The organism is Isoptericola sp. Y581 (genome assembly GCF_059445475.1).
This window is the reverse complement of record NZ_JCAIUK010000001.1, coordinates 598,054-623,737: the sequence shown is the minus strand read 5'-3', so window position 1 is coordinate 623,737 and position 25,684 is coordinate 598,054. Positions and strand designations below refer to the sequence as shown.

Annotated in this window: 19 protein-coding genes; 13 read left to right on the top strand and 6 right to left on the bottom strand. The window is 72.3% G+C overall.

The window, feature by feature from the left end:
• The 6 genes from AC1C2W_RS02790 to AC1C2W_RS02765 form a co-directional block, all read right to left on the bottom strand.
• Window positions 1-1,245 carry an acyltransferase family protein gene (locus AC1C2W_RS02790; protein ID WP_495412316.1) on the bottom strand — a complete coding sequence of 415 codons (1,245 nt, stop codon included), beginning with the start codon at window positions 1,243-1,245 and terminating at the stop codon, window positions 1-3.
• Window positions 1,246-1,553: 308 nt separating this feature from the next.
• Window positions 1,554-2,246: a response regulator gene (locus tag AC1C2W_RS02785; RefSeq protein WP_495387891.1), complete on the bottom strand. Its 693-nt coding sequence runs from the start codon at window positions 2,244-2,246 to the stop codon at window positions 1,554-1,556.
• Window positions 2,246-3,658, bottom strand: coding sequence for a sensor histidine kinase (locus tag AC1C2W_RS02780; RefSeq protein ID WP_495387892.1), 1,413 nt, complete (start codon window positions 3,656-3,658; stop codon window positions 2,246-2,248). Before AC1C2W_RS02780 ends, AC1C2W_RS02785 begins: the two co-directional genes overlap by 1 nt.
• Before the next feature lie 123 nt (window positions 3,659-3,781).
• Window positions 3,782-5,323: an adenosylhomocysteinase gene (gene ahcY, locus AC1C2W_RS02775; RefSeq protein ID WP_495387893.1), complete on the bottom strand. Its 1,542-nt coding sequence runs from the start codon at window positions 5,321-5,323 to the stop codon at window positions 3,782-3,784.
• Between the two features lie 169 nt (window positions 5,324-5,492).
• Window positions 5,493-6,113 (bottom strand): sunset domain-containing protein, encoded by a 621-nt coding sequence (locus AC1C2W_RS02770; RefSeq protein WP_495412315.1) that lies wholly within the window; start codon window positions 6,111-6,113, stop codon window positions 5,493-5,495.
• Window positions 6,114-6,516: 403 nt separating this feature from the next.
• Window positions 6,517-6,903: a hypothetical protein gene (locus tag AC1C2W_RS02765; RefSeq protein WP_495412314.1), complete on the bottom strand. Its 387-nt coding sequence runs from the start codon at window positions 6,901-6,903 to the stop codon at window positions 6,517-6,519.
• Between the two features lie 445 nt (window positions 6,904-7,348).
• On the opposite strand from AC1C2W_RS02765, the gene AC1C2W_RS02760 reads away from it, so the two are divergent.
• The 13 genes from AC1C2W_RS02760 (at window position 7,349) to AC1C2W_RS02700 (ending at window position 25,672) form a co-directional block, all read left to right on the top strand.
• Window positions 7,349-8,662, top strand: coding sequence for a quaternary amine ABC transporter ATP-binding protein (locus tag AC1C2W_RS02760; protein ID WP_495412313.1), 1,314 nt, complete (start codon window positions 7,349-7,351; stop codon window positions 8,660-8,662).
• Complete coding sequence (locus AC1C2W_RS02755; protein WP_495387897.1) at window positions 8,659-9,543, top strand: ABC transporter permease; 885 nt, start codon at window positions 8,659-8,661, stop codon at window positions 9,541-9,543. Before AC1C2W_RS02760 ends, AC1C2W_RS02755 begins: the two co-directional genes overlap by 4 nt.
• Window positions 9,544-9,604: 61 nt before the next feature.
• Window positions 9,605-10,531, top strand: a complete 927-nt coding sequence (locus AC1C2W_RS02750) for a glycine betaine ABC transporter substrate-binding protein (protein WP_495387898.1) — start codon at window positions 9,605-9,607, stop codon at window positions 10,529-10,531.
• 164 nt (window positions 10,532-10,695) lie between these two features.
• On the top strand, window positions 10,696-11,400 hold the full coding sequence (locus AC1C2W_RS02745; RefSeq protein WP_495387899.1) for a YoaK family protein: 705 nt from the start codon (window positions 10,696-10,698) through the stop codon (window positions 11,398-11,400).
• A 167-nt stretch (window positions 11,401-11,567) separates the two neighbouring features.
• Window positions 11,568-13,229 carry an ABC transporter substrate-binding protein gene (locus AC1C2W_RS02740; protein ID WP_495412312.1) on the top strand — a complete coding sequence of 554 codons (1,662 nt, stop codon included), beginning with the start codon at window positions 11,568-11,570 and terminating at the stop codon, window positions 13,227-13,229.
• A 6-nt stretch (window positions 13,230-13,235) separates the two neighbouring features.
• On the top strand, window positions 13,236-14,189 hold the full coding sequence (locus AC1C2W_RS02735) for an ABC transporter permease (protein ID WP_495387901.1): 954 nt from the start codon (window positions 13,236-13,238) through the stop codon (window positions 14,187-14,189).
• Window positions 14,186-15,091 (top strand): ABC transporter permease, encoded by a 906-nt coding sequence (locus tag AC1C2W_RS02730; protein ID WP_495387902.1) that lies wholly within the window; start codon window positions 14,186-14,188, stop codon window positions 15,089-15,091. The genes AC1C2W_RS02735 and AC1C2W_RS02730 overlap by 4 nt, the downstream gene beginning before the upstream one ends.
• Window positions 15,092-15,099: 8 nt before the next feature.
• A complete protein-coding gene (locus AC1C2W_RS02725; protein ID WP_495412311.1) occupies window positions 15,100-16,995 on the top strand; it encodes a gamma-glutamyltransferase family protein in 1,896 nt (631 codons plus the stop codon).
• Complete coding sequence (locus AC1C2W_RS02720) at window positions 16,979-18,676, top strand: dipeptide ABC transporter ATP-binding protein (protein WP_495412310.1); 1,698 nt, start codon at window positions 16,979-16,981, stop codon at window positions 18,674-18,676. Before AC1C2W_RS02725 ends, AC1C2W_RS02720 begins: the two co-directional genes overlap by 17 nt.
• A complete protein-coding gene (locus tag AC1C2W_RS02715; RefSeq protein WP_495387905.1) occupies window positions 18,660-19,472 on the top strand; it encodes a GntR family transcriptional regulator in 813 nt (270 codons plus the stop codon). The genes AC1C2W_RS02720 and AC1C2W_RS02715 overlap by 17 nt, the downstream gene beginning before the upstream one ends.
• A gap of 284 nt (window positions 19,473-19,756) precedes the next feature.
• Window positions 19,757-22,717, top strand: a complete 2,961-nt coding sequence (locus AC1C2W_RS02710) for a CDP-glycerol glycerophosphotransferase family protein (protein ID WP_495412309.1) — start codon at window positions 19,757-19,759, stop codon at window positions 22,715-22,717.
• Complete coding sequence (locus AC1C2W_RS02705; RefSeq protein WP_495412308.1) at window positions 22,714-24,702, top strand: glycosyltransferase family 92 protein; 1,989 nt, start codon at window positions 22,714-22,716, stop codon at window positions 24,700-24,702. Before AC1C2W_RS02710 ends, AC1C2W_RS02705 begins: the two co-directional genes overlap by 4 nt.
• Entirely contained in the window at window positions 24,683-25,672 is a 990-nt protein-coding gene (locus AC1C2W_RS02700) for an O-methyltransferase (protein ID WP_495412307.1), read from the top strand. Before AC1C2W_RS02705 ends, AC1C2W_RS02700 begins: the two co-directional genes overlap by 20 nt.
• Window positions 25,673-25,684: the final 12 nt, after the last annotated feature.

Here is a 25,684-nt window from a genome sequence, read left to right as displayed (position 1 = left end):
TCATCGTCGGCGGCGGACCTCGAACCGGCCGAAGGCGCGCACCAGGCCGAGCAACACCAGCAGGTAGGCGGCGAACCACACGGGCCGCGAGGCCCACCAGTCCGCGCCCCACGCGGCGGGCAGCTCCTGCCCGAGGCCGAGCAGGGCCACGCCGACGACGGCGAACATCGCGGTGAGGTGCCAGAGGTAGACGGTCATCGACCGGCGGGCCAGGGCGCCGACCACGTGGGAGCCCACCTCGGTCGCGGCGGCGCGGACCAGGGTCTCGCGGGCCAGCAGCACCAGGCACACCTGCGCCACCGCCAGCGCGACGACCGGGGCCGTCGGCGGGCCGAGGTTGGAGATCTCGTCGCCCGGCATGCCGATCATGCTCAGCGGGTACGGGCCGACCGCGACGAGCACGGCCATGGTCACCAACGCCGCGACGGCGCCGGCCGCGAGCAGCAGGCGCCCGGTCCGCCCGTGCCCCGCCGACCCGGACGACGCCGGACGGCGCGGCGCGCTGCGCTCGGCGGCGTATGCGATCCCCGCGAGGAACGGCACGGCCCACGCGAGCACCACGTTGGCGCCCGCGAGCCCGGCGGTGAAGTCGCCCGGGAGTCCGAACCGCAGCGCGTCGAGCGCCAGCGGCAGCGCGACGACGACGCCGAGCGCGCCCCAACGCCAGCGCCGCCAGGCCGCCTGCAGCGCAGGCGCGGCGACCATGAGCAGCACCCACACGCCGAGGAACCACAGGAGCTGCGGCGCCATCCTGGCCAGGCGCCACACCGCCTCGTCGGGCACGCCGAGCGCGAGGAGCGCCGCGACCGCCAGGGCCCACGCGCCGGCGAACGCCGCGACCGGCCGCGCCGTCGCGCCCAGCCGGGACCCGACGACCCCGGCCCAGCCCCGACCGGCAGCCGACGTGATCGTGCGCTGGTAACCCGCGGACGCCCCGGCGGCGAAGAACAGCAGGGCCAGCGGCTGCAGCCAGGTGGCGACCCACCCGGCGCCGTGTCCGAGGGCGTTGCCGACCTGCAGGGTGCTGCCGTCCCACGCGGCCTCGGCCATCAGCCAGTGCAGCAGCACGACGCCGACGGTCCCGACCGCCCGCACGACGTCGACGAAGCCGTCGCGCGGCGGTCGCGGCCGGGCCGGGGAAGCGGGTGCTCGGCGCGGAGCGGTGCTGCGGTCCGGTGCGGTGCGATCCGGCCCGCCGGAGCGGGGTCGGACGGCAGTCGGTGAAGGGGCGTCGATGACGGCCACGATGATTACTCCTGGGAGAGGTCGATGAGGACCCCTACAGCCTCGTGACCTGCAGCGTTGCCGGACAGGGGCCTGACCCCCCGCTCTCCCGGCGGCTTCCCCCCCGTGCCGATGCGGGGGACGTCCCCCTTGGTGGCCGTGAGATGTCGTCGGTTGAGCCTGTCGAGACCTCACCGGGTTTCGACAGGCTCAACCAGCGGATCTCGACAGGCTCAACCAGCGGATCTCGACAGGCTCAACCAGCGGATCTCGACAGTCTCAACCAGCGGATCTCGACAGTCTCGACCGGCAGGGTGGTGCGACGGCCGTCAGGCGTCGACGCCCAGGTAGCGCAGGACGGCGCGGACGCGGCGGTGGTCGGCGGAGTCCTGCGCCAGATCGAGCTTGGTGAAGATCGAGGCCACGTTCTTCTCCACCGCCCCGTAGGACAGGTACAGCCCCTCGGCGATCGCCCCGTTGGAGCGCCCCTGTGCCATGAGCTCGAGCACTTCGCGCTCGCGGGGGGTCAGGCGGGCGACGCCGTCCTCGGGCGAGCGGTGCGCGCCCATGAGCTGGCGCACCACCTCCGGGTCGAGGACGGTCTCCCCCGCCGCGACGCGGGCGAGGGCGGCGATGAAGTCCCCGACGTCGGCCACACGGTCCTTGAGCAGATAGCCGACGCCGCGCGGGTCGCCCTCGAGCAACCGCGACGCGTACCGCGTTTCGACCCACTGCGAGAACACCAGCACGGGCAGGCCCGGGTAGGCGGCCCGCAGGGCCTCAGCGGCGCGCAGGCCCTCGTCGGTGTGCGTGGGCGGCATGCGGATGTCGGCGACGAGCACGTCGGGCAGGGCGTCCGCGGCCGCGAGCCTCGTGACCTCGCGCACCAGGGCCTCGCCGTCGGGCACCGCAGCGACGACGTCGTGGCCACGGCGGGCGAGGAGCGCGACGAGTCCGTCCCGCAGGATCGCGGAGTCCTCGGCGACCACGACGCGCAGGCCCGGCGTCGGTTCAACGGGCATCAGCGGGCGTCCCTCGCAGTGCCCTTGGCCGTCTCCTTGGCAGTGTCCTTGGCGGTGGGCAGCGGGATCGTCACGGTGATCACCGTAGGCCCTCCCGGAGGGCTGACCACCCGCAGGGCGCCCTCGACGCCGGAGAGGCGGTCCGTGAGCCCGGCCAGCCCGCTGCCCCGGCCGGAGGCGTCGGGCGCGCGCACGGCGGCCCCGCCCACGCCGTCGTCGTGCACGCGCAGCACGAGGGCGCGCAGGGCCGTGCCCGTGGCGGCGTCAGGGACGGGCTCGACGCCGGCGACGACGTCCATACCGGTCGCGCGCGCGTGCTTGGTGGCGTTGGCGACGAGCTCCGCGACGGCGAAGTAGGAGATCGCGGTGACGCTGGACGGCAGGTCGGCCGAGTCCAGCCCGACGGCGTGCACCCGCACGGGCAGGGCGGCACGCGCCGCGAGGGTCTCCAGGGCGACGGCGAGGCCGGCGTCGAGCGCGGGCGGCCGGATGCCGCGGGCCAGCTCGCGCAGCTCGGCCAGCGTGTCCTTGGTGCTCGAGTGCGCCGTCTCCAGCACCGACCCCAGCTCGTCCGTGTCGGCGCCGTCGCGCAGCAGCTCGCGCGCCTCGCCGATCTGCATGGCGACGGCCACCAGGTGCGCCTGGGTGCCGTCGTGCAGGTCGCGCTCGATGCGGCGCAGGCGCGCGTCGGCGTCCTTGACCGTGACGGCGCGGGCCCGCTCCGCGTACGCCACCCGCATGCTGGCGCGCGTCGGGCTGAGCAGCCCGACTGCCAGCAGGCGGAACAGCCCAGCGAACAGGGCCTGCAGCTGCGGCCACAGGTACAGCAGGATCACGCCGACGGCGACGAGCAGCAGCTGGCGCGGCGGGGTGTCGACGAACCAGTCGGTGCCGACCGCCGCGCCCCGGTGCCACGTGCCGTCGGACGCCTGCTGCAGCGGCAACCAGCGCGTCCAGAACCAGTGCGTCATGCCCCCGAGGGCCACGGCGAGGGAGACCGTGCTCACGACGAACCCCGCGATCGCCAGCGGGAACGTGACGAACATGTAGAGCAGTGCACGCCAGGCCGTCGCGTCGCCGAGCATCCCGCCGAGGCGGCGCCAGAAACCCTTCCGTGGTATCCGCGGCATCGGCTCCGCGATCTCCACGCCGAGGTACCGCACCGCCATCCGCCGGTACATCGAGCCCCAGCCCCGTGCGCCGACCAGGATGCCGCCCGCCACGAACAGGCCGACCACCGTGACCGCGACGCCGGCCATGAACGAGATCGTGAACAGCGCGTACGCGAGCGCGAACGGTGCCAGCAGCAGCGCGAGCCACAGGAACCCGTACGCGCGCCAGGTGTCGCGGTGGAAAGGTGCGAGGAGGAACGGCGGGCGGGCGGCGAGCCGCGGGCCGTCGGTGGAGGTCATGCGGGACATGCTCCCAGCCTGGCCGCCCGGACGTCCCCCCCGGTACCCGGCCCGCCGCCCGGACCGGCGGGGGGACATCCCCCGTTGTCGCCGGTCGAGCCTGCGCTCAACCGGCGGCGTTTCTCAGTAGCGGTAGTGCTCCGGCTTGTACGGGCCCTCGACGGGCACGCCGAGGTACTCGGCCTGATCCTTGCTCAGCTCGGTGAGCCGGACGCCGAGGGCGTCAAGGTGCAGGCGCGCGACCTTCTCGTCGAGCACCTTGGGCAGGCGGTAGACCTGGCGCTCGTACTGCCGCTCCTCGGCCGGCCGGGCCATGTCCACGAACAGCTCGATCTGCCCGATCACCTGGTTGGCGAACGAGTTCGACATGACGAACGACGGGTGTCCGGTCGCGTTGCCCAGGTTGAGCAGGCGGCCCTCGGACAGCACGATGATCGACCTCTCGCGGCGGTCGCCGTCCGCGGGCAGCGTCCACTCGTGCACCTGCGGCTTGATCTCGGTCTTGACGACGCCCGGCACGGCGGCGAGGCCGTCCATGTCGATCTCGTTGTCGAAGTGTCCGATGTTGCCGACGACGGCCTTGTCCTTGAGCGCGAGCATGTGCTCGACGCGCACGACGTCCTTGTTGCCGGTCGTGGTGATGACGAAGTCGGCGGCGCCGATCGCGTCCTCGAGCGTCGCCACCTGGAAGCCGTCCATCGCGGCCTGCAGCGCGCAGATGGGGTCCACCTCGGAGACGATGACGCGCGCGCCCTGGCCGCGGAACGCCTCGGCGGCGCCCTTGCCGACGTCGCCGTAGCCCGCGACGAACGCGACCTTGCCGCCGATGAGGATGTCGGTGGCGCGGTTGATGCCGTCGGGCAGCGAGTGCCGGATGCCGTACTTGTTGTCGAACTTCGACTTGGTGACGGAGTCGTTGACGTTGATCGCCGGGAAGATCAGCTCGCCCGCCTCGGCGAGGTGGTACAGGCGGTGCACGCCAGTCGTCGTCTCCTCGGTGACGCCCCCGATGCCCTGCGCGACCGTGGTCCAGCGCAGCGGGTCGGACTCCAGCGCCCGGCGCAGCAAGCCCCGCACGACGTTCATCTCATGGGCGTGGTCCGGCTCGCCGGGCAGCGTGTCGGGCGGCACCACGCCCGCCCGCTCGTACTGCAGCCCCAGGTGCACGAGCATCGTGGCGTCGCCGCCGTCGTCGAGGATGAGGTTGGGGCCGCCCTGACCGTTCTCGCCGGCACCCGGCCACACGAGGATCTGCTCGGCGCAGTCCCAGTACTCCTCGAGGCTCTCGCCCTTCCAGGCGAATACGGGCACGCCCTGCGGGTCGGCGGGGGTGCCGTGCGGGCCGACGACGATCGCGGCCGCCGCCTCGTCCTGCGTGCTGAAGATGTTGCAGCTCGCCCAGCGGACCTCGGCGCCGAGCGCCACGAGCGTCTCGATGAGGACGGCGGTCTGCACCGTCATGTGCAGGGAGCCGGCGATGCGGGCGCCCGCGAGCGGCTGCGACTCGCCGAACTCGGAACGCAGCGTCATGAGGCCCGGCATCTCGTGCTCGGCGAGCCGGATCTGGTGGCGCCCGGCCTCCGCCAGCGCGAGCGAGCGCACCTTGTAGCGGTCTGGGGCCTCGTCGAATCCGGTGGTCCCGGGTGCCTCAACGGTCGTGGACATGGTCGCCTCCTGGGTGTCTGCGGTTTGAGCCGAGTGCGCTGGGGGCTCCCGTCTGCGCGTGGCGCGCCGTCGCCGGCGCGGGCCAGCACCCAGGGTAGCCCGCAGGGTGCCGGAGACGCAGGGAGGCCGGCACCCGGTGGGGGTGCCGGCCTCGTCGTGGTCGGTCAGGTCAGCCGTTCTTGGAGGCTCGGTAGCCGGCCTTGCGGGCAGCGGCCGCGGTGGTGAAGCACTCCTCCGGCGTGGTGACCTTGTAGTACCGGCCGCCGGGCACGTGGTAGATGCCGGACTGGTTGCCCTTCACGGGCGCCCAGCTCGGGCAGTTGTCCTTGCTGACCGGAGTCGTGCGCGAGGGCTTCTTGCCCTGCTTGACGACGAGCGTCTGCGACTTGGTCTTCACCTTCGGGGCGGACCAGACCTTCTTCTTGGCCGACGTCAGCTTGTAGGTCTTGTAGGTGACCTTCGTCGTCACCTGGTAGGTGCCCGCCTTGAGGCTGACCTTCTTCTTGTTCTTCGCGACCGTCTTGCCCGACTTCTTCACCGTGAGGGTCTTGGACCTCACCGAGATCGTGCCCTTGGCGGTGACGCTCGGCTTGACCGTCGCCTTCTTCGCGTAGGGGGCGGTCTTCGTGCCGATCTTCTTGATCGTCAGTGAGGTCGCGGACGTCGCGGCGGCGGCCGTCGGGGCGGCCGCGGTCGCCGGGACGACGGCGAGCGGTGCGGCCAGCAGCGTCGCGGCCGTCACGAGGGCGACGAGGCGGCCGGGGCGGCGCGCGGGCAGGGTGAAGGTCACAGGATTCTCCAGGGTGGTAGGCCCGACAGCGAGGTCGAAGGTCCGCAACCATCCTGCGGACGCGCCCTCCCCCGGGCGGTGCACCGATGTCGCCCGACAAGCATGCGGCGCGATCGGCCGCGAACGGCCTGCCGATGGCCGACTTCACCCGCTGTTCGGGGTGATCTTTACCCCGAACGTCGCCGCGCCACGACGACGGCTTCGGGCTCCACGTCCCCACGCTGCTCACCGTGAGCGTGGAGCCGCTTCGGGATCGCCGCGAACGAGCCGTGCTCTCCCGAGACGGACCGCCGGAACGCCAGGTCGGAGCCGGACGGTCAGACCCGGGAGCAGCAGCGAGCGGTGACGGCTTCCACCACCGCGAACTCGTAGCCGTCAGGTGCGGTCCCCGTGATCTCCACACTCACCGAGCGGCCGCGGTCGCAGCAGCCACGACGAGCGAGGCGTCGTGGGCTCCCTCTATCTCGGCGCCGTCGGCGAGCCACCGGTAGGTGAAGGTGAGCGCGACGTCGGCCGGGGCCCACAGGGCCGGCTGCGGGTCGACCGCGAGCTCCCCCACCCGGGCGGTCCCCGTGGCGGCGAGCAGCTCGGCGGCCGGCGCGACGACGACCACCACCACGGCGGAGGTCGGGTCGGCGGTCGGTTGGACGGAGACCGCCGATTCCGCACCCGGCTCGGTGGACGCGGCCGCGGGCACGACCGGCAAGGGCGTGAGGACCAACGACAGGGTGGCGACGAGCGCCGTGACCCGCCCGCGGTGACGCGGGCGCGGCGACGGGACAGGTTCCACGGAACCTCCGGGGATCGTGTCAGGCCGTGCGGGCAGAAGGCCGCGTTTTCACCCGCTCGCTGAACATCCGGAGAGCCGCTTGCTGAACACCCGTAGATCCGGCCTTGACCCTCACCCCACCTAGCGCCGTCCGGGCGGGGGGCGGCGGATGGCAGCGAAGGCGCAGGTCGTGAGCCGGATCACGCCGTAGATCACAGTCGAATAACGATCGAACGGGCAAGTTCGACCCCCGTTTCTTGTCAAATCCCCAGGACAACGGGGATTGAAGCCGCGGAACGGACCCAGGTTCCCGGTTCGCCATGTGCCCCTCGACCAAGGCATGGTGAAAGACGCCCTTGTGCCCACCGGTTCCCGGTAGCACGGCAACCCGTGACCGACGCTCGACGACGGCACGGTGAACCGTGGGTGCATCCGACTTTGATGGAAGGTGGCGAGCCCTGCCCGAATGACGGGAGACAGCAGTACCACCACAACGCCCGCCGACAGCCCCGCGGTGACCCCCGCGGTGTCGGTGCGCGGCGTCTACAAGGTTTTCGGCCCCAAGCCCACCGAGGCGGTCCGCCGGCTCAAGGCCGGCGCGACCCGCGACGAGGTCAAGGACCTCGGCACCGCCGCAGTCATCGACGCGAACTTCGACGTCGCCCCCGGCGAGACCTTCGTCGTCATGGGCCTCTCCGGCTCGGGCAAGTCGACGCTGATCCGCATGCTCAACGGTCTGTGGACACCGAGCGCGGGCGACGTCCTCCTCGGTGACGCCAACCTGGCCACGGTCGACGGCAAACGACTGCGCGAACTGCGCCGCACCCGCGTGAGCATGGTGTTCCAACACTTCGCGCTGCTGCCGCACCGCACGGTGCTCGACAACGCCGCGTACCCGCTGGAGATCCAGGGCATCGGCAAGATCGAACGGCAGGAGAAGGCCGGCCACGCGCTCGACATGGTCGGGCTCAGCGGCTGGGAGAACTCCCTGCCGTCCCAGCTGTCTGGCGGAATGCGCCAGCGCGTCGGCCTCGCCCGCGCGCTCGCCGCCGACACCGACGTGCTGCTCATGGACGAGGCGTTCAGCGCCCTCGACCCGCTGATCCGCTCGGAGATGCAGGAGCAGCTCCTGGAGCTCCAGGAGAAGCTGGGCAAGACGATCATCTTCATCACGCACGACCTCAACGAGGCCATGCACCTCGGCGACCGGATCGCCGTCATGCGTGACGGCGAGATCGTGCAGATCGGCACGTCCGAGCAGATCCTGTCCGACCCGGCGAACGAGTACGTCGAGAAGTTCGTCGCCGACGTCGACCGCTCCCGGGTCCTCACGGCCTCAGCCGTCATGCAGCGCCCGCACGTCACGGTCGCGATCGGCGGCGGGCCGCGCCTGGCCGCACGCGAGATGCGCGACGCCGAGGCGTCGGGCGCCTACGTGGTGGACCGCGGGCGCCGGCTCAAGGGGCTCGTCCGCGCGGACGACGCCGTACGGGCCGCGAAGGAGGGCGTCGAGAAGCTCGAAGGCATCGTCGTGACCGACGTGACCTCCGTGCACCAGGACACCCCGCTCGCCGAGCTGTTCGCGCCGGCCACCGAGTCCGCCGTCCCGATGGCCGTGGTCGACGACGAGGGGCGCCTCGTCGGCGTGATCCCCCGCGTGACCCTGCTGGAGGCGATGGTTCCCGGCGAGACGGTCACCAACGGCAACTCGGACACGCCCCTCGAGGGCGACCACATCGACGCCGGCCCCGCCGCGACGACGGAAGGAGCCTCGGCATGATCTCCGCCGCCACGGATACCGACACGCTGGTCCCCCGCGTCGCGGTCGGTGACTGGATCGAGACCGCGATCGACTGGGTCACCGACACGTTCGATCCCTTCTTCGACGGGGTCAAGGCCTTCTTCGAGGCGATCTACGACAGTCTCGACTGGGCGCTCAGCACCCCGCCGTTCTGGGTCGTCGCCCTCGTGCTCGCCGCGATCGCCTTCTGGGCCAAGGGCTGGAAGCTCGCTCTCGGCACGCTGGCCGGCTTCGTCATCATCGCCGCGATGGACCAGTGGACCAATGCCATGGACTCGCTGGCACTCGTGCTGCTGGCCTCGGTGGTTGCGCTGGTGATCGGCATCCCGCTCGGGATCTGGTCGGCGCGCAACGAGCACGTGTCGCGCGTCGTCCGCCCGATCCTCGACTTCATGCAGACGATGCCAGCCTTCGTCTACCTGATCCCGACGGTCGTCATCTTCCTTACCGGGCCCGTGCCCGGCATCATCGCGACCATCGTCTTCGCGCTCGCCCCGGGCGTGCGCTTCACCGAGCTGGGCATCCGGCAGGTCGACGCCGAGGTGGTCGAGGCCGGGCGCGCGTTCGGCGCCACCGACCGACGCATCCTGCGGCAGATCCAGATCCCGCTGGCGATGCCCACTCTCATGGCGGGCGTCAACCAGGTGATCATGCTCGCGCTGTCGATGGTCGTGATCTCGGGCATGGTCGGCGCCGGCGGTCTCGGTGGCGACGTCGTAGGCGCCCTGTCGAGCGTCAACATCTCGCTCGGTTTCGAGGCCGGCCTCGCGGTCGTGTTCCTCGCGATCTATCTCGACCGGGTCACGTCGGCCCTTGCCGACCGCTCCCCCGTGGCAAGGGCCCTCAGGGCCGCTCGCTGACTCTCACGCTTCCGTGCTGCGGCCCCGGCCACCGCACGACCCCCTCAGGAAGGACATCCCTATGAATCTCGGACGCAACACCCGTCGATTCGCCGCCGCCGGCGGCACCCTCGCCCTCGCCGTCTCTCTCGCCGCCTGCGCGTCGGGCGACGACGACGGCGGTGGCAGCAACGCCTCGGGTGACGAGAAGGAGATCACGATCGGCATCCCGACCGGTTGGGACGAAGGCATCGCCGTCTCCAACCTCTGGGCCGCCGTGCTCGAGGAGAAGGGCTACGACGTCGAGACCAAGACCGCCGACATCGGCGTGGTCTTCACCGGCCTCGCGGGCGGCGACATGGACGTGCTGTTCGACACCTGGCTGCCGCTCACGCACGCCTCGTACGTCGAGAAGTTCGGCGACGACATCTCCGACCTGGGCACCTGGTACGACGACGCCAAGCTCACCATCGCGGTGAACGAGGACTCGCCGGCCCAGACCATCGGCGACCTGGCCACGATGGCCGACGACTACGGCAACAAGCTGGTCGGCATCGAGGCGGGCGCGGGCCTCACCAAGGTGACGACGGAGGAGGCCATCCCGACCTACGGGCTGGAGGGTCTGGACTACACGATCTCCTCGACGCCCGCCATGCTCGCCGAGCTGAAGGGCGCCGTCGAGAGCGGCGACAACATCGCCGTCACGCTGTGGCGCCCGCACTGGGCCTACGACGAGTACCCGGTCCGCGACCTCGAGGACCCCGAGGGCGTGATGGGCGACGCCGAGGAGATCCACACCTACGGCACCGCCGACTTCGCCGACCGCTACCCGGAGCTGGCGGGCTGGCTGAAGAACTTCACCCTCGACGACGAGCAGCTGTTCTCCCTGGAGAACCTCATGTTCAACGACGAGCAGTACGCGGACGACCCGGAGGCCGCCGCCGACGCGTGGCTCGAGGCGAACCCCGACTTCATCGACCAGGTGACCGGCGGCAGCTCCACCGAGTGACCGACCCCTCGCCGAGATAGAGAAGGCGGACCCGCGAGATAGAGAGGTCCGGACGGGACCCCAGCCTGCTGGGGCCTCGTCCGGACCTCTCTATCTCGCGGGTCCGCCTTCTCTATCTCGGCGTCCGGGGTTCTCTATCTCGGCGGGGTCGGTACGGTGACCTGGTGCCTCGCTCCCTCCTCGGACCACTCCGCCGCGACCGCGACCGGCTGCACCTCGTCCTCATGCTCGCCCTCACGTTCTCGACCGGCATCGCCGACGCCGTGGGCTACCTCGGCCTGGACCGCGTGTTCACCGGCAACATGACCGGCAACGTCGTCATCCTCGGGATGGCGCTGGCGGGCGGCGACGACCTGCCCGTCGTCGGGCCGCTGCTCGCGCTCGGCACGTTCATGGTCGGGGCGGCGATCGCCGGGATGGTGCTGCGGCCGGTGCAGGTGGGCTGGACCCCGCGCACCACGGGCCTGATCTCGGCGGTGGGTCTGGTGCTGGCGGCGATCGCCGTGCTGCTCGGCGTGTCCGACGACGACCTGCCGACCGCCGTGCGGCTCGTCGTGACCGGGCTGCTGGCCCTCGCGATGGGGGCGCAGGCCGCGACGGCGCGGCACCTGTCGGTCAAGGACGTCACCACCGTGGTCGTCACCTCGACCATCACCGGCCTGGCCGCCGACTCCCGGCTCGCGGGCGGCTCGGGCAAGTATGCCGGGAGACGCATCGCCGCGATCGCCCTCATCTGCGCCGGCGCCGCCACGGGCGCCCTGCTGCTGCAGGCCCACCTGGCCTGGGGCGTCGGCGTAAGCGCCGTCCTCACGCTCGTCGTCGCCCTCCTCGGGCACCCCCGTGGCGGCGCGCCTGACGCGCGTGCCTGACGCGCGTGCCTGACGGCGCGCCTGACCGGCATCTGACCACCTGTCGAGACTGCACCGGGGATGTCACGGATATTTCACGCACTAGTGACACATCGCCTACCTTCCGCCATCCTGTGTCGTGATTGCATGCAATCCGTCCCTATTGACACCGGATTGGACACATCACTGTGCGCATCTCGAACTGGCCGCACCGCAGCGGCCCCGCCATCGGCTCAGCTCTCGCCCTGAGCGCCGCGCTCGCGCTCTCGGGCTGCCAGGAGGTCCAGTCGACGGGCGGCGACGCCGCGTCGTCCGCGACGCCCTCGGACGTCACCTCCGTCTCCCTCGACGGCAAGACCGTCGTCGAGGGCGGCGACCTCGTCATGGCGCTCTCGGCCGAGCCCGACCTGCTCGATCCGACGACGTCCTCCTCGCTCTACACGCGCTACGTCATGCAGACGATGTGCGAGAAGCTCTACGACCTCGACGCCGACGGCACCGTCGTCCCCATGCTCGCGACCGAGCTCCCGACGGTCTCCGACGACGGCCTCACGGTGACGATCCCGCTGCGCGAGGACGTCGTCTTCGCCGACGGCACGCCGTTCGACGCCGAGGCCGTCGTCACGACCCTCGAGCGCCACCTCACCAAGGAGGACTCGTCGCGGGCCAGCGAGCTGGGCCCGATCACCGACGTGACCGCCGCCGAAGATCTCACCGTCGAGATCACGTACTCCGAGCCCTTCGCTCCCCTGGCCGCCGTCCTGGCCGACCGGGCCGGGATGATCATGTCCCCGCAGGCCCTGGACGAGCTGGGCGACGACTTCGCCGAGCACCCCGTCTGCGTCGGCCCGTTCAAGTTCGTCGAGCGCGTGCCGCAGACGTCCATCACCGTCGAGCGGGACCCGGAGTACTACGACGCCGACGACGTCCACCTCGACACGATCACGTACCGGATCATCACCGACGCCTCCATCCGCGCCGCCAACCTCCGCTCCGGCGACGTCCAGGTCGCGGACTCGATCTCGCCACAGGACCTCGCCGAGCTCGAGGAGACCGAGGGCGTCGGGATCCTGCAGACCGGGTCGCTGGGCTACCAGGCCATGACGGTCAACGTCGGCAACACCGACGGCGTGGGGGCGAAGCCCGGCACGATCGACACCCCGCTCGCGCAGGACCCGCGGGTCCGCCAGGCGCTGTCGATGGCGGTCGACCGCGAGCAGCTCGTGAAGTCGGTGTTCAACGACGCCTACGACCCGGCCTGCTCCCCGATCGCCCCGTCGAGCCCGTTCACGAGCCCCGCCAGCGAGACCTGCCCCGAGTACGACCCCGAGGGCGCCAAGGCCCTGCTCGAGGAGGCCGGCGTCGAGGCCCCGTACCAGGTGGAGATGAAGGTCTCGAACAACCCCGACACCCTCCGGCTCGCCCAGGCCCTCCAGGCCGCCGTCGCCGACGCGGGCTTCGAGATCGAGATCACCCCGGTCGAGTACTCGACCCTGCTCGACACGCAGACCGCGGGCGACTTCGACCTGCTGCAGCTCGGCTGGTCGGGGCGCGTGGACCCGCACGGGAACACCTCCAACTTCCTCACCACGGGCGCCGGCAACAACTACTCGGGCTACGCCAACCCGGACGTGGACGCCCTGCTCACGGACGCCGCGAGCGCCGGCGACGCCGGCGAGCGGGCCGAGCTCTACGGGCAGGCCATCACCCAGGTGCTCCAGGACAACCCGATCATCTACCTGTACCGGCAGCGCAACCTCACCGGGTACGCGGACGAGGTCGCCGGGGTCGCGACGTACGCCGACGGCGTCGTGCACCTGGGCCAGGCCGCGTTCGTCGAGGCGGGCTGATCGGCGGTGGGTCGCTTCCTCCTCACCCGTCTCGGCCAGTCGGTCGTCACGCTCCTGCTCGCCTCGATCGTGATCTTCGTCGGCGTACGCCTGCTCCCGGGCGACCCCGCGCTCGCGATGGCGGGTGAGGAGGCCAGCCCCGAACGGGTCGCCGCGATCCGCTCGGATCTGGGCCTCGACGAGCCGCTCCCGGTCCAGTACCTCGAGTTCCTGCGCCAGGTCGTCACCGGCGACCTCGGCGAGTCCACCCGGACCGGGGCGCCCGTCACCAGCATGATCGCGACCACCCTGCCCGTGACGCTCTGGCTGGCGCTCCTCGCAATCATCGTCGCGGTCGTCGTCGGGGTCGCGCTCGGTGTGCTCGCCGAGCGCTTCAAGGGCCGGTGGCCCGAGTGGATCGCCAACGCCGTCGCCCTGACGAGCCTCTCCGTGCCGAACTTCTGGCTCGGCATGCTCGCCATCCTGTGGCTCTGCATCGGCCTGGGCCTCTTCCCGGCGTCGGGCTACGTGGAGCTGTCCGCGGACCCGGCCGGGTGGCTGCTGCACCTGATCCTGCCGGCGCTCGTGCTCGGCACGGGGCTCGCCGCCGTCATCATGCGACAGACGCGCGCGTCCATGATCGAGTCCATGCGTGCCGACTACGTCCGCAGCGCCCGTGCCACCGGCCTCGGCCGGGGCCGCGTGCTGATGCGCTACGGGCTGCGCAACTCGCTCATCGTGGTGGTCACCATCGCGGGGCTCCAGCTGGGCGGCCTCATCTCCGGGGCCGTCGTGACCGAGCAGATCTTCGCGCTGCCCGGCTTCGGCAAGCTCACCCTCGACGCCGTGTTCACCCGCGACTACCCCGTGATCCAGGCCGTCGTGCTGCTCACCACCGTGGGCTACGTCCTCATCAACCTGGCGGTCGACGCCCTGTACTCCGTCGTCAACCCGCGGATCCGCGTGGGAGGCCGCTCATGACCCTCGTCGTCTCGACCGACAGCCCCGGTGCGCCGGCGGGCGCGGGCCCCACCCTCGAGCGACCCCGGTTCCGCGTGCTGGCGCAGTTCGCGCGCTCCCCGCTCGGCATGACCGGCCTGATCATGCTGGTCGTCTCCGTGCTGGCCGGCGTGCTCGCCCCGGTGCTCGCCCCGTACCCGCCCACCCAGGTGCACTTCGACGCGCCGTTCCAGCTCCCCGGCACGATCGGCTTCCCCCTGGGCACCGACGACCTCGGCCGCGACATCCTGTCGCGGATGCTCTACGGCATCCGCGTCTCCCTCGTCGTCGGCGTGCTGTCGGTGGTGCTGGCCGTCGTGGTCGGCACCCCGCTCGGCCTCGCGGCCGGGTGGTGGCGGGCGCTGGACGGCCCGATCTCCCGGCTCACGGACGTCACCCTGGCGTTCCCGTTCCTCGTGCTCGCCGTCGGCCTGGCAGCCATCAGCGGGCCGAGCCTCACCAACGCCGCCCTGGCCCTCGGCATCGCGCAGATCCCGACGATGATCCGCGTGGTGCGGGGCGAGACCCTGCGGCTGCGCGGGAGCGAGTTCGTGCAGGCCGCGACCGCGATGGATGCCTCCGGGGCCCGGATCCTCGCGCAGCACATCCTGCCCAACTGCCTGTCCGCCGTGATCATCCAGGCCACGGTCATCATGCCGGTCGCCGTGCTCGGCGAGGCCGTGCTCTCGTTCCTCGGCCTGGGCATCCAGCCGCCCACCCCGAGCCTGGGCATCATGCTCTCCGACGCCCAGCAGTACCTGTCCCGCACCCCCTGGCCCGCGCTGTTCCCCGGCCTGGCCATCGTGGTGATCTGCCTCGGGTTCAACCTGCTCGGCGACGCCCTGCGCGACGCCGTCGACCCCACCACCTCCGACAGCAAGTGAGTCGTCTCATGGGCCACCCCGCCTTCGTCCCGCCGTCCCCCGTCCGCACCCGCCCCGACCTGCAGGGCACCTTCGGCATGGTCGCCTCGACGCACTGGCTGGCGTCCGCGAGCGCCCAGGCCGTGCTCGAGCGCGGCGGCAACGCGTTCGACGCCGCCGTGGCGGGCGCGTTCGTGCTGCACCTCGTCGAGCCGCATCTCAACGGGCCGGGCGGCGACATGACCGGCGTCTTCGCCACCGCCGCCGAGCCGGGACGCCCCCGGGTGCTCATGGGCCAGGGGCCCGCGCCCGCGGCCGCGACGATCGCGCACTACCGCGACGTCGAGGGCCTGGAACTCGTCCCCGGCTCGGGCGCGCTCGCCGCGGCGGTGCCCGGCGCCGTCGACGCGTGGCTCCTGCTGCTGCGCGATCACGGGACGTGGAGCGTGCCCGACGTGCTCGCCACCGCCGTCGGCTACGCCCGCGACGGGCACCCGGTCCTGGAGCGCGTGAGCCGCACCATCGCCGGGATCGCGGACCTCTTCCGCGAGCACTGGCCCACCTCCGCCGCGCACTGGCTGCCCGCGGGCGAGGCGCCCGCGCCCGGTGCACTGGTGCGCAACCCCGCGTACGCCGACGTGCTGGACCGGGTCTCGAGGGCGGCCGAGGAGGCCGCCGCCGCCGGCGCCGACAGGGCCGCCCAGGTCGACGCCGCCCGCGCCGCGTGGCGCGACGTCGTGGGCCCCGCCGTCGAGGAGTTCGTCGCCACGCCGCACCGGCACGCCGACGGCGCCGACCACGCGGGCGTCATGACGGCCGCCGACGTGTCCGCCTTCGATGCCGGCTACGAGGAGCCCACGACAGTGGCGTTCCGCGGCCACGTCGTCGCGAAGACCGGCCCGTGGGGGCAGGGCCCGGCGCTGCTGCAGGCGCTCGCCGTCCTCGACGGCCTCCCCGACGAGCGGCTCGACCCGAGCACCGAGCTGGGCGCCCACACCGTGCTCGAGACCCTCAAGCTCGCGCTCGCCGACCGGGACACCTGGTACGGGGACTCCGAGGGTGCCGCCGACGCCGAGACGCTCGCGTACCTGCTGTCGCCGCAGTACGCGGCGGCCCGCCGGCAGCTGATCACCGAGCACGCGTCGCACGACGTGCGCCCCGGCGACGTGCCCGGGCGGACGACGCCCGCGGCGCCGCCGCTGCGCACGACCTACGCCAGCTCGGCCCCGGCGGGCTCCCTGCCCGGCGCGCCGGGCAGCGCGGGGGTGGGCGAGCCCACCGTGGAGGTCGAGACTGCCGTGGAGGTCGAGCCGGTCCCGGACGCGCTGGGCAGCACCCGCGGCGACACCTGCCACCTCGACGTCGTCGACCGCTGGGGCAACATCGTCTCGGCGACGCCGTCCGGCGGCTGGCTGCAGTCGTCCCCGACGATCCCCGGGCTCGGGTTCTGCCTCGGCACCCGACTGCAGATGACGTGGCTCGACGAGGCCTCCCCGTCGCGGCTCGAGCCGGGTCGCCGGCCGCGCACGACGCTCACCCCGACGCTGGTGCTGCGGGACGGCGAGCCCGTCATGGCGCTCGGCTCCCCCGGCGGCGACCAGCAGGACCAGTGGCAGCTCCTCATGATCCTGCGCGTCCTCGTCGGCGGGTACACGCCGCAGGAGGCGGTCGACGCGCCCGCGCTGCACACCACGTCGTTCCCGGGGTCGTTCTGGCCGCGCACCTGGACGCCGGGCGGGGCGGTCGTCGAGGACCGGCTCGGCGAGGACGTGCTGCGCGGACTCGCCGAGCGCGGCCACGTGCTCACCCGGGCCGGCGACTGGGCGCTCGGACGGCTGTCCGCCGTCACCCGCGACCCCGCCACCGGCGTCCTCGGCGCCGCCGCCAACCCGAGGGGGGCGCAGGGCTATGCGGCCGGTCGCTGACCCCGCCACGGTGCCGCCGGCCACCGACGAGGCCGCGCCGCTGCTCGCGGTGCGTGGGCTCGAGGTGTCGTACGGCTCGACCCCGGTGCTGCACCAGATCGACCTCGAGATCCGCCGCGGCGAGCGCGTCGCCGTCGTCGGCCAGTCCGGCTCCGGCAAGTCGACGCTGGTGAACGCCCTGCTCGGGCTGCTGCCCGGCGCCGGGCGGGTCACCGGTGGCCAGATCCTGCTCGACGGGCGCGACCTCGTCGCCGACGACCCGAGCGACGTGCGCGGCAGCCTGATCGGGCTGGTCCCGCAGGACCCGCTGACCAACCTCAACCCGACGATGCGGGTCGGCGACCACGTCGCCGACGCCCTGCGCCGGGACGGCCGCCGGGGCGCGGACGTGCAGCGCCGGGTCGTGGAGCTGCTCGACGAGGCGGGGATCCCCGACGCCGCGAAGCGCGCCAAGCAGTACCCGCACGAGTTCTCGGGCGGCATGCGCCAGCGCGTGCTCATCGCCCGTGCCCTGGCCCGCGAGCCCGAGCTGCTCGTCGCCGACGAGCCGACCTCCGCCCTGGACGTCACCGTGCAGCGCCGGATCCTCGACCATCTCGAGGAGCTGGCGCGGGCGCACGGCACCACCCTCCTGCTCGTCACCCACGACCTCGGCATCGCGGCCGACCGCGCCGACCGCGTCGTCGTCATGCTCGACGGCCGGATCGTCGAGGCCGGCCGGCCGGCCCAGGTGCTGCGCCAGCCCGAGCACGAGTACACCCGCAGGCTCGTCGCGGCCGCGCCCGGCGTGGCCGCCGCGGCCGTCCTGACGTCCGGCCCAGCATCCGGCCCAGCATCCGGCCCAGCGTCCGGCCCAGCGTCCGGCCCAGACCAGCCCGTCGCCGACGCACCCGCCCCGGCCGACGACGTCGTCACCGTGCGCGACCTCGTCAAGGAGTTCCGGGTGCGCGGGCGCCACGGGGGCGTGCTCTGCGCCCTGGACGGCGTGTCGTTCGGCGTCCCCCGCGGCACGGCGACCGCGCTGGTCGGCGAGTCGGGCTCCGGGAAGACGACGATCTCGCGCATCCTGCTCGGCCTGGAGACCCCGACGAGCGGCGCCGCGCTGGTCGACGGCGCCAGCATCGTCGGGTCCACGCGGGCCGGGCGACGCGCGCTGCGCCGACGGGTGCAGCCGGTCTTCCAGGATCCCTACGGCTCGCTCGACCCGACCCACACGGTCGAACGGATCATCGACGAGCCCCTGCGCGTGTTCGGCATCGGGGACCGCGCGAGCCGCCGCGCCCGCGTCGCCGAGCTCCTGGAGCAGGTCGCGATGCCGGCCGACACGGCCCACCGGCGACCCGGCGAGCTCTCGGGCGGGCAGCGCCAGCGCGTGGCGATCGCGCGGGCGCTGGCCCCGGGGCCGGAGGTGCTGGTGCTGGACGAGGCCGTGTCGGCGCTCGACGTGCTGGTCCAGGAACAGGTGCTGCAGCTGCTCGCCGACCTGCGCGACCGCCTCGCGGTCTCCTACCTCTTCATCACGCACGACCTCGCCGTCGTGCGTGAGGTCGCGGATAATGTCGTCGTCCTGCGCCACGGGCGCGTCGAGGAGACCGGTCCGGTCGACGAGGTCTTCCGCAACCCGCGGGCCGAGTACACCCGCGAGCTGCTAGGAGCCATCCCCGGTGCCGCTGCCCTCTGATGAACCGCTCGATCCCGCCGTACCCGCCGAACCCCAGCCGCCGCGCACCCCGACGTATCCCTCGGGCGGGGTCTCCTCGTCCGTGCAGGACGCGGTGCGTCGCGACATCATCACCGGTGGCCTGGTCCCCGGCTCGCGGATCACCGAGACCATGCTGGCCGACCGGTACGGCGTCTCCCGGGTGCCGGTGCGCGAGGCGTTGCGGGGCCTGGAGAGCGAGGGCTTCGTCGAGTCGCGCCCGCACGCCGGCTCCCGCGTGGCGGCCATCCCGGTCGACGACGCGGACGACCTGTTCGCGGTCCGCGAGACCCTCGAGGTCGCGACGTCGCGCCGGGCCGCCCGGCGCGCCGCGGCGCTGTGGTCCTCCGACGAGAGCCCGGCCGAGTGGTGGGAGCAGCGCCGCCAGATCGCGGCGCTCCTCGACGAGGGCGACGCGTGCGTCGCGCGCGACGACCTGGAGCCCCTGGTGGAGCTCAACGACCTCTTCCATCTCGGCATCGCCCGCCTCGCCGGCAGCGCCACGCTGCTCCGGCTGTTGCGCCAGCTCTCCTGGAAGATCGAGTGGCTCTACGCGGCCGGCGAGCTGCCGCGCGGCAAGCGCCTCTGGCCCGAGCACCGGATCATCGTCGCGGCCATCGACGCCGGGGACGGCGAACGCGCCGGGTCTCTCATGGCCGCGCACGTGCGCGAGTCGCGCATCGGATACCACGCCCGGTACGACGTGGCCCTGGACGGCGTCGACCCGGACGTCGCCGCGGCCGTCGTGCGGCGGCGCGCAGAGCTCGGGCAGGCCTGAGCGAGGTTGGCGATGCCGAGGTCGGCGGTCGGCGCCTACCGATTCGTCCGGTCCGCTCGGCCGTCGTTGCGCGGGAGCCACGGTTGGCTCCCCCGAGCTTTCTCAAAGCGCTGTCATGATCGCATCACCGAAATCGAGCACCCATGCACCTTCGCGCACCTCGGAGAGCCCACCCCAGGTCCCGGAGACGCAGGACACGCCAGGGTGACTCACTTCACATCCGGACGAAAACTGCGCCATCATCAAGGGTCCGTTCCCTGTCCCGACGTCCTCTGGGTGGCCCCGTGGTACCGATCAAGCGAATCGTCGGCCGGATCGCCCGTCGTGTCGTGCCCGGAAAATTAGCCCATCCCCCGACGCTCGTCGGCTTCGACGGCGACGCCTCCGACGCGCGCCTGACGATCTCCGCACGCGACGACGAGGGCATGCCGGTGGTACTTCTGGTGGGCCGCACGACCGGCCTCGAGGTGCGCCTCCCGGTGGCCGGCGACCCGCAGGGGTGGACCGCGCATGTCGTGGACGCCGACCTCGACGTGCTCGAGGGAGAGACGGTCGACCTCTACCTCGCGCCGGCCGGCGGCAGCTCGAACCGGCGCCGGCGGATCGCCTCCGGGGTGGACCTGGAGCCGTCCTCCGCGCCCGGCTCGCCGCGCCGCTGGTACAGCACGGTCGAGGGCAACGTCAGCCTGCGACGCCAGAAGGCGGCGGAGGCGATCGCCGAGTCGGGCGCCTTCGACGTCGACCACTACCGCGGGCAGCTCGCGGGCGCCGGTGTGGACGAGCTGCCCGCGGACATGGACCCGATCGAGCACTACGTCGCCAAGGGCGCCGCCCTAGGCCTCGACCCGTCGCCCATGTTCGACACCCGCTACTACCAGCGGATGAACCCGGCGGTGCGCCGCAACCCGCTGGCGCACTACTGCGAGCACGGCTGGCAGGAGCTGCGCAACCCGTCCCCGGACTTCGACACGTGGTGGTACTGGTCGAAGCATCTCGACCCCGGTGACGACAGCGTCAACCCGCTGACCCACTACCGCACGACCGGCCGCCGCGAGGGCCTCTCGACCCGGCCGCTGCCGTCGCCATCCCGCCGTCTGGGCACCGGCCACCGCTTCGCCGCCGGGCAGCCCGTGCGGCGCGTGTGCCTGTTCGCGGGCTACGACCCGGAGGGGATCGTCGACGACTACGTCGTGGACTACGTGCGCGAGCTGGCCCGGCACGCCGACGTCTACTACATGGCCGACGGCGACATGTCGCCCGCCGAGCTCGCCAAGCTTGCCGACCACACCCAGGGCGCGTGGGCCCAGCGGCACGGGGAGTACGACTTCGGCTCCTACTCCCGGCTGATCGACCGCGTCGGCTGGTCCGCCATCGAGGAGTACGACGAGCTTTTGCTCGTCAACGACAGCGGCTACCTGCTACGCCCGCTCGACGACGTCTTCGCGCGCATGGACGCCAAGGCCTGCGACTGGTGGGGTCTGCAGGCGACGAAGGGCATCTACCGGACCCGCAACGTGCCGGTCAACCGGTTCCACGAACCGATCCCCATGGAATCGGTCCGCGGCCCCCTGCTCGACCGCTTCGAGCAGGACTACACCTACGACTTCCTGGTCGGCTCCTACTTCCTCGCCTACCGCGGGCCCGTCATCGAGGACCCCGAGTTCCGGCGCTACCTCGCCTCCGTGGCGCGCCAGGAGAAGAAGCACGCGATCGTCCAGAAGTACGAGGTCGGGCTCACCCGGTGGCTCATCCAGCTCGGCCACCCCTTCGACACGTTCGTCACGAAGCTGTACCCGCTGCACCCGGTGTACACGCCGTGGTACTTCCGGCTCCTCGACGAGGGGTTCCCGCTGTTCAAGCGGTACTTCCTCACCAGCAACCACTACCAGGTGCCGCACCTCGCCGACTGGGCGGACCGCGTCCGGGAGAAGGTGCCGGACGCCGACATCGCCACCTTCGAGCGCAACCTCGCCCGCGTCGCCGACCCGGACACGCTGCGCCGCAACCTCTCCCTCGGCAGCGAGGCCGGAACGGTGGACGGGCCCGTGCCCGAAGAGCTCCTCACCGCGGACGAGTTCGCCGAGGGCGACCGCCTGAGCCCCAAGCACGCCTCCTGGTGGGCCTTCCCCGTGTGCGGGTACACGCACGTGTTCTCCGGCAACGAGCGCGCGGTCTTCGAGGAGGTGAAGGACGACCCGACGATCCGCAAGATCGTCCTGACCCGCGACAAGGAGGTCGTCGTCGACGGTGTGAACGTCGAGGTGCTGCCGCTGGAGAGCCCGGAGGGTCAGCACAGGCTGATGCGTGCCGGCACGATCTTCATCAAGCACACGCGGTACCGCAACGTCGGGTACCCCGTGTCGAGCTCGCTGCACAACCTGATCCAGGTGTGGCACGGCATCCCGTTCAAGCGGATCGGCTATGCCTCGGCGGACTATCTCGGCCGGCTCGACCGGGTCGACCTCGAGCAGTCGCAGTACCGCGCGGTGATCGCCTCGTCGAAGGTCGACGCGCTGGCGATGACGGCCGCCTTCTACCCGCTCACGTTCCACCAGGTGTGGAACACGGGCCTGCCCCGCAACGACTTCATCCTGCGCGACGAGGAGCGGCTGCCGGCTGACCTCCGGGACGAGCTCGCGAGGCTCCGCACCCTCGTCGACGGGCGCCGGCTCGTGCTTTTCATGCCCACCTTCCGCAACGCCCACGACGGGGGCGCCTACCGGTTCGCGCCCGAGGAGCTCGCCCGGCTCGGCGCGTGGCTGGAGAGCACCGGGTCGGTGCTCGGCGTGCGCGAGCACATGGCCGACGCGGGCGGCATGTACGGCACGCAGCTCTCCGGCCTACCGACCCTCAACCTGTCCGACGACGAGTTCCCGGACGTCGAGATGCTGTATCGCGTGTCCGCGGCACTGATCACCGACTACTCGAGCGCCTTCATCGACTACATGCTGACGGGCAAGCCGGCGGTGAGCTTCGCGTACGACTACGAGGCCTACCAGCTCGAACGCGGGGGCTTCTACGACCTCGACCTCGCCTTCCCGGGCCCGATCTGCACGACCTACGACGAGCTCCAGACCGCGCTCGACGGGCTCTTCTCCCGGACCCTGGACGAGGCTTACGAGTTCCGGCGCCGCCTCTTCTTCGACCACGTCGACGACCAGAGCTCCGCGCGAGTGGTGGAGCACGTCCGCGACCTGGCGGAGGCGCACGGGATCGGCAAGTCGCCCGAGGAGCGGATCGCATGAGCACGCTCGACCGGTGGCGCCGCCGGAAGCCCGAGACAACCACGCCGAACAGCCCGACACCGACTGCTCCGGCACGGGTTCCGGCCCCGCCCGACATCGATCCCGCGGGGATCCGCGTCGCCACCCTCGCGACGGCGCACGACACGTTCCTCGCCGTGAAGGGAAGCCAGCTCGATCAGGCGCGACGGGGACGGTCCCGCGCGCGGCTCCTGTGGGAGCCGGGCGCCGACCTCGGGCTGCTGGTCGGCGACGACCTCGACCGCGAGTTCGGGCTGGGCCCGAGCACTCCCCGCGCGCTCGGGCATCTCGTACGCCTGACATGGCCGTCGGAGACGACCGTGGCGATCGCCGACCTGTGGTCGCGAACCTGGCTGTCACCGGCCCCCGTCGACGACGTCGAGCCCGGGTCCCCGCGGCTTCGCACCGGGGTCACGACGGTCGGCCCGGAGGAGACGCTCACCCCGGAATCGCGGAGCACGGCGGCCGCGGACCCGCTCCTGGAGACCGCCGCCGCCGCCTACGCGGAGGCCCGGCGCCTGCACGGCACGGGCGGCGCGCACGCCGACGACGTCCTGGCCGCCCTCGATGACCCGGACCTGGCCCGGGCGCGGGTGCGGTTCTCGACCCTGCTCCCGCTGCTCTCGTACGACTCACTGGCCGAGGTCGCCCGCGCGATCCTGGCGGGCGCAGACCGCACCTCGGCCCTCGCCGCGCTCTTCCCGTCCGACCCGTGGGCGTCCCGGTCGATGCCGGAGCTGCGCGAGTGGCTGGAGCACCGGGACACCCGCTGGCACACGCGCCAGGTCGGCACCGACCTCGACGTGCTGTGGCGCGCGGGCCCAGGAGACGTGGCCGCGTCGTCGAGCGAGGTCGTCGCCTTCGCCGCGCGCGCCACGGTACGGCCACACCGGCGCGTCTGCGTGGTGGCGACCGCGCGGAACGAGGGGGTCTACCTCCTGGAGTGGCTGGCCTACTACCGGGCGCTCGGCGTCGACGAGTTCTTCGTCTACAGCAACAACAACGAGGACGGGTCGGACGCGCTGCTCCGGGCCCTGGCCGACGCCGGGGCGATCCGCTGGCTGGACAGCACGGTGGGCCCGCGGACGAAGGCGCAGGCCAAGGCCTACGCCCACGCATACTCGGTGCTGCCGGACGTGCTCGACTTCGAGTGGGCGATGACCGTCGACCTCGACGAGTTCCTGGTGCTCGACCCGGTGACCTTCGACGGCCTCCCTGACTTCCTCGACTGGCACGCGAGACGCCAGACGGACGTGATCGGCGTCAACTGGGTGATTGTCGGCCCCAGCGGCCTGACGCGCTGGGACGACGACCTGGTCACGCGACGCTTCCCGGCCCGCATCGCCGCCGTCGACGCACACGTCAAGTCGATCTCCCGGCCGGGGCGCATCCTGGGTTCGCAGCCCCACTTCCCGTACACGACCGAGCGGGAGCGGCTCGCGTTCCGGGAGGCGACCGGGGAGGCCCACACCTGGTTCACCTCGGACCTCGCACCGCACCTCCAGCAGGCGCAGTCGGACCGCCCGACCACCGGGCACGCGGCCCTGCACCACTACGCCCTGAAGTCGGGCGAGGAGTTCCTGTGGAAGTTCTCGCGCAACCGCGGCGGGAGGATCACCGCCGCCGACGACGACGGCATGGCCCTGACGTTGGAGGAGCGATTCGTCCAGAGGTTCCTCGCGCAGTTCGACAAGGACGCCGGCGACGTGCGACCTGCCGTCGTGGCCACGGTGCCGGATCTCGAGCGGGAGATCGACGAGCTGCGTCGTCTCGACGGCGTCGCCGAGGCCGAACGGCAGGTGAAGAAGGTCTTCGTCGAGCGGTCCGCCCGCGTCATGAACGCCTATCGCACCATCCTCCAGAACGATCTCGGGGAGAGCGGCCGCCGGCTGCTGCACCTCATCGAGAAGGACATCGACAAGGACATCGACGAGGAAGGAACCGCAGATGCTGCACGCCGTTCGTAAGGCCGCCTGGCTCCTCGGGGCGCTCGCCGCCCTCGGCGCCGTCGTGGCCGGCTTCGCCGGCGCCGGCGACGTCGCCCTCGCGCTGCTCGGGGTGGCGGTGCTCGCGTTCGGGGGCGGCGCGTTCCTGTCGTTCCGCGCCCTGGCGGACGTGGTCCGCGAGGCGACGGCGCCGTCCCGCCGCGCGGCCAAGGCGGTCGCCACTCTGGCCGAGCAGCGCGACGCCGAGACCGCGCAGGTCGACGAGATCGTCCAGCGCCGCACGAAGCCGATCAACGCCGGCATCGCCGCGCTGGTCCGGCAGATCGACCACCAGCCGTACGTGCACGCCGAGCTGCAGCGCCGCTACGCGCAGCTCTTCGGTACCACCGACGAACCGATGCCGGTGCTCGGCGCCAACTGGGCCGCGACCGCGCCCACCATCCTGTTCATCGTCGACGAGATCCTGGGCCGTGACGCCCGGCGCACCGTCATCGAGTGCGGATCCGGCGCCTCGACGCTGTGGACCGCGGCCGCCCTGCGCCACCGCGGCAACGGCGGGCACGTCTGGTCGCTCGAGTCCGACGCCGCGTACGCCGAGGTCACCCGGGAAAACCTCAAGCACCACGGCCTGGAGGCCTGGGCCACCGTGATCGACGCTCCCCTGGTCGAGACGCCGGTGGCCGAGCTCGGCACCGTGCAGCCCTGGTACGACCTGTCCGGGTGGCCGGCGGCCGTCGCCGACGCCGACCTCCTGTTCGTCGACGGCCCCCCGGGGGTGACGGTCCGGATGGCGCGGTTCCCCGCGGTGCCCCAGCTGCTGCCGCACCTGCGCGACGGCGCGTTCGTCGTCCTGGACGACACGAACCGCCCGCAGGAGCGGGAGGTCGTGCGGCGCTGGAGGGAGATCGTCTCCTCGGGCCGATCCCTGCGCGTCGTCAAGACGGTCGGGCGCAGCACCGTGCTCGAGGTCGGCAGGCATCACGACCGATAGCCGCCCTCCCCA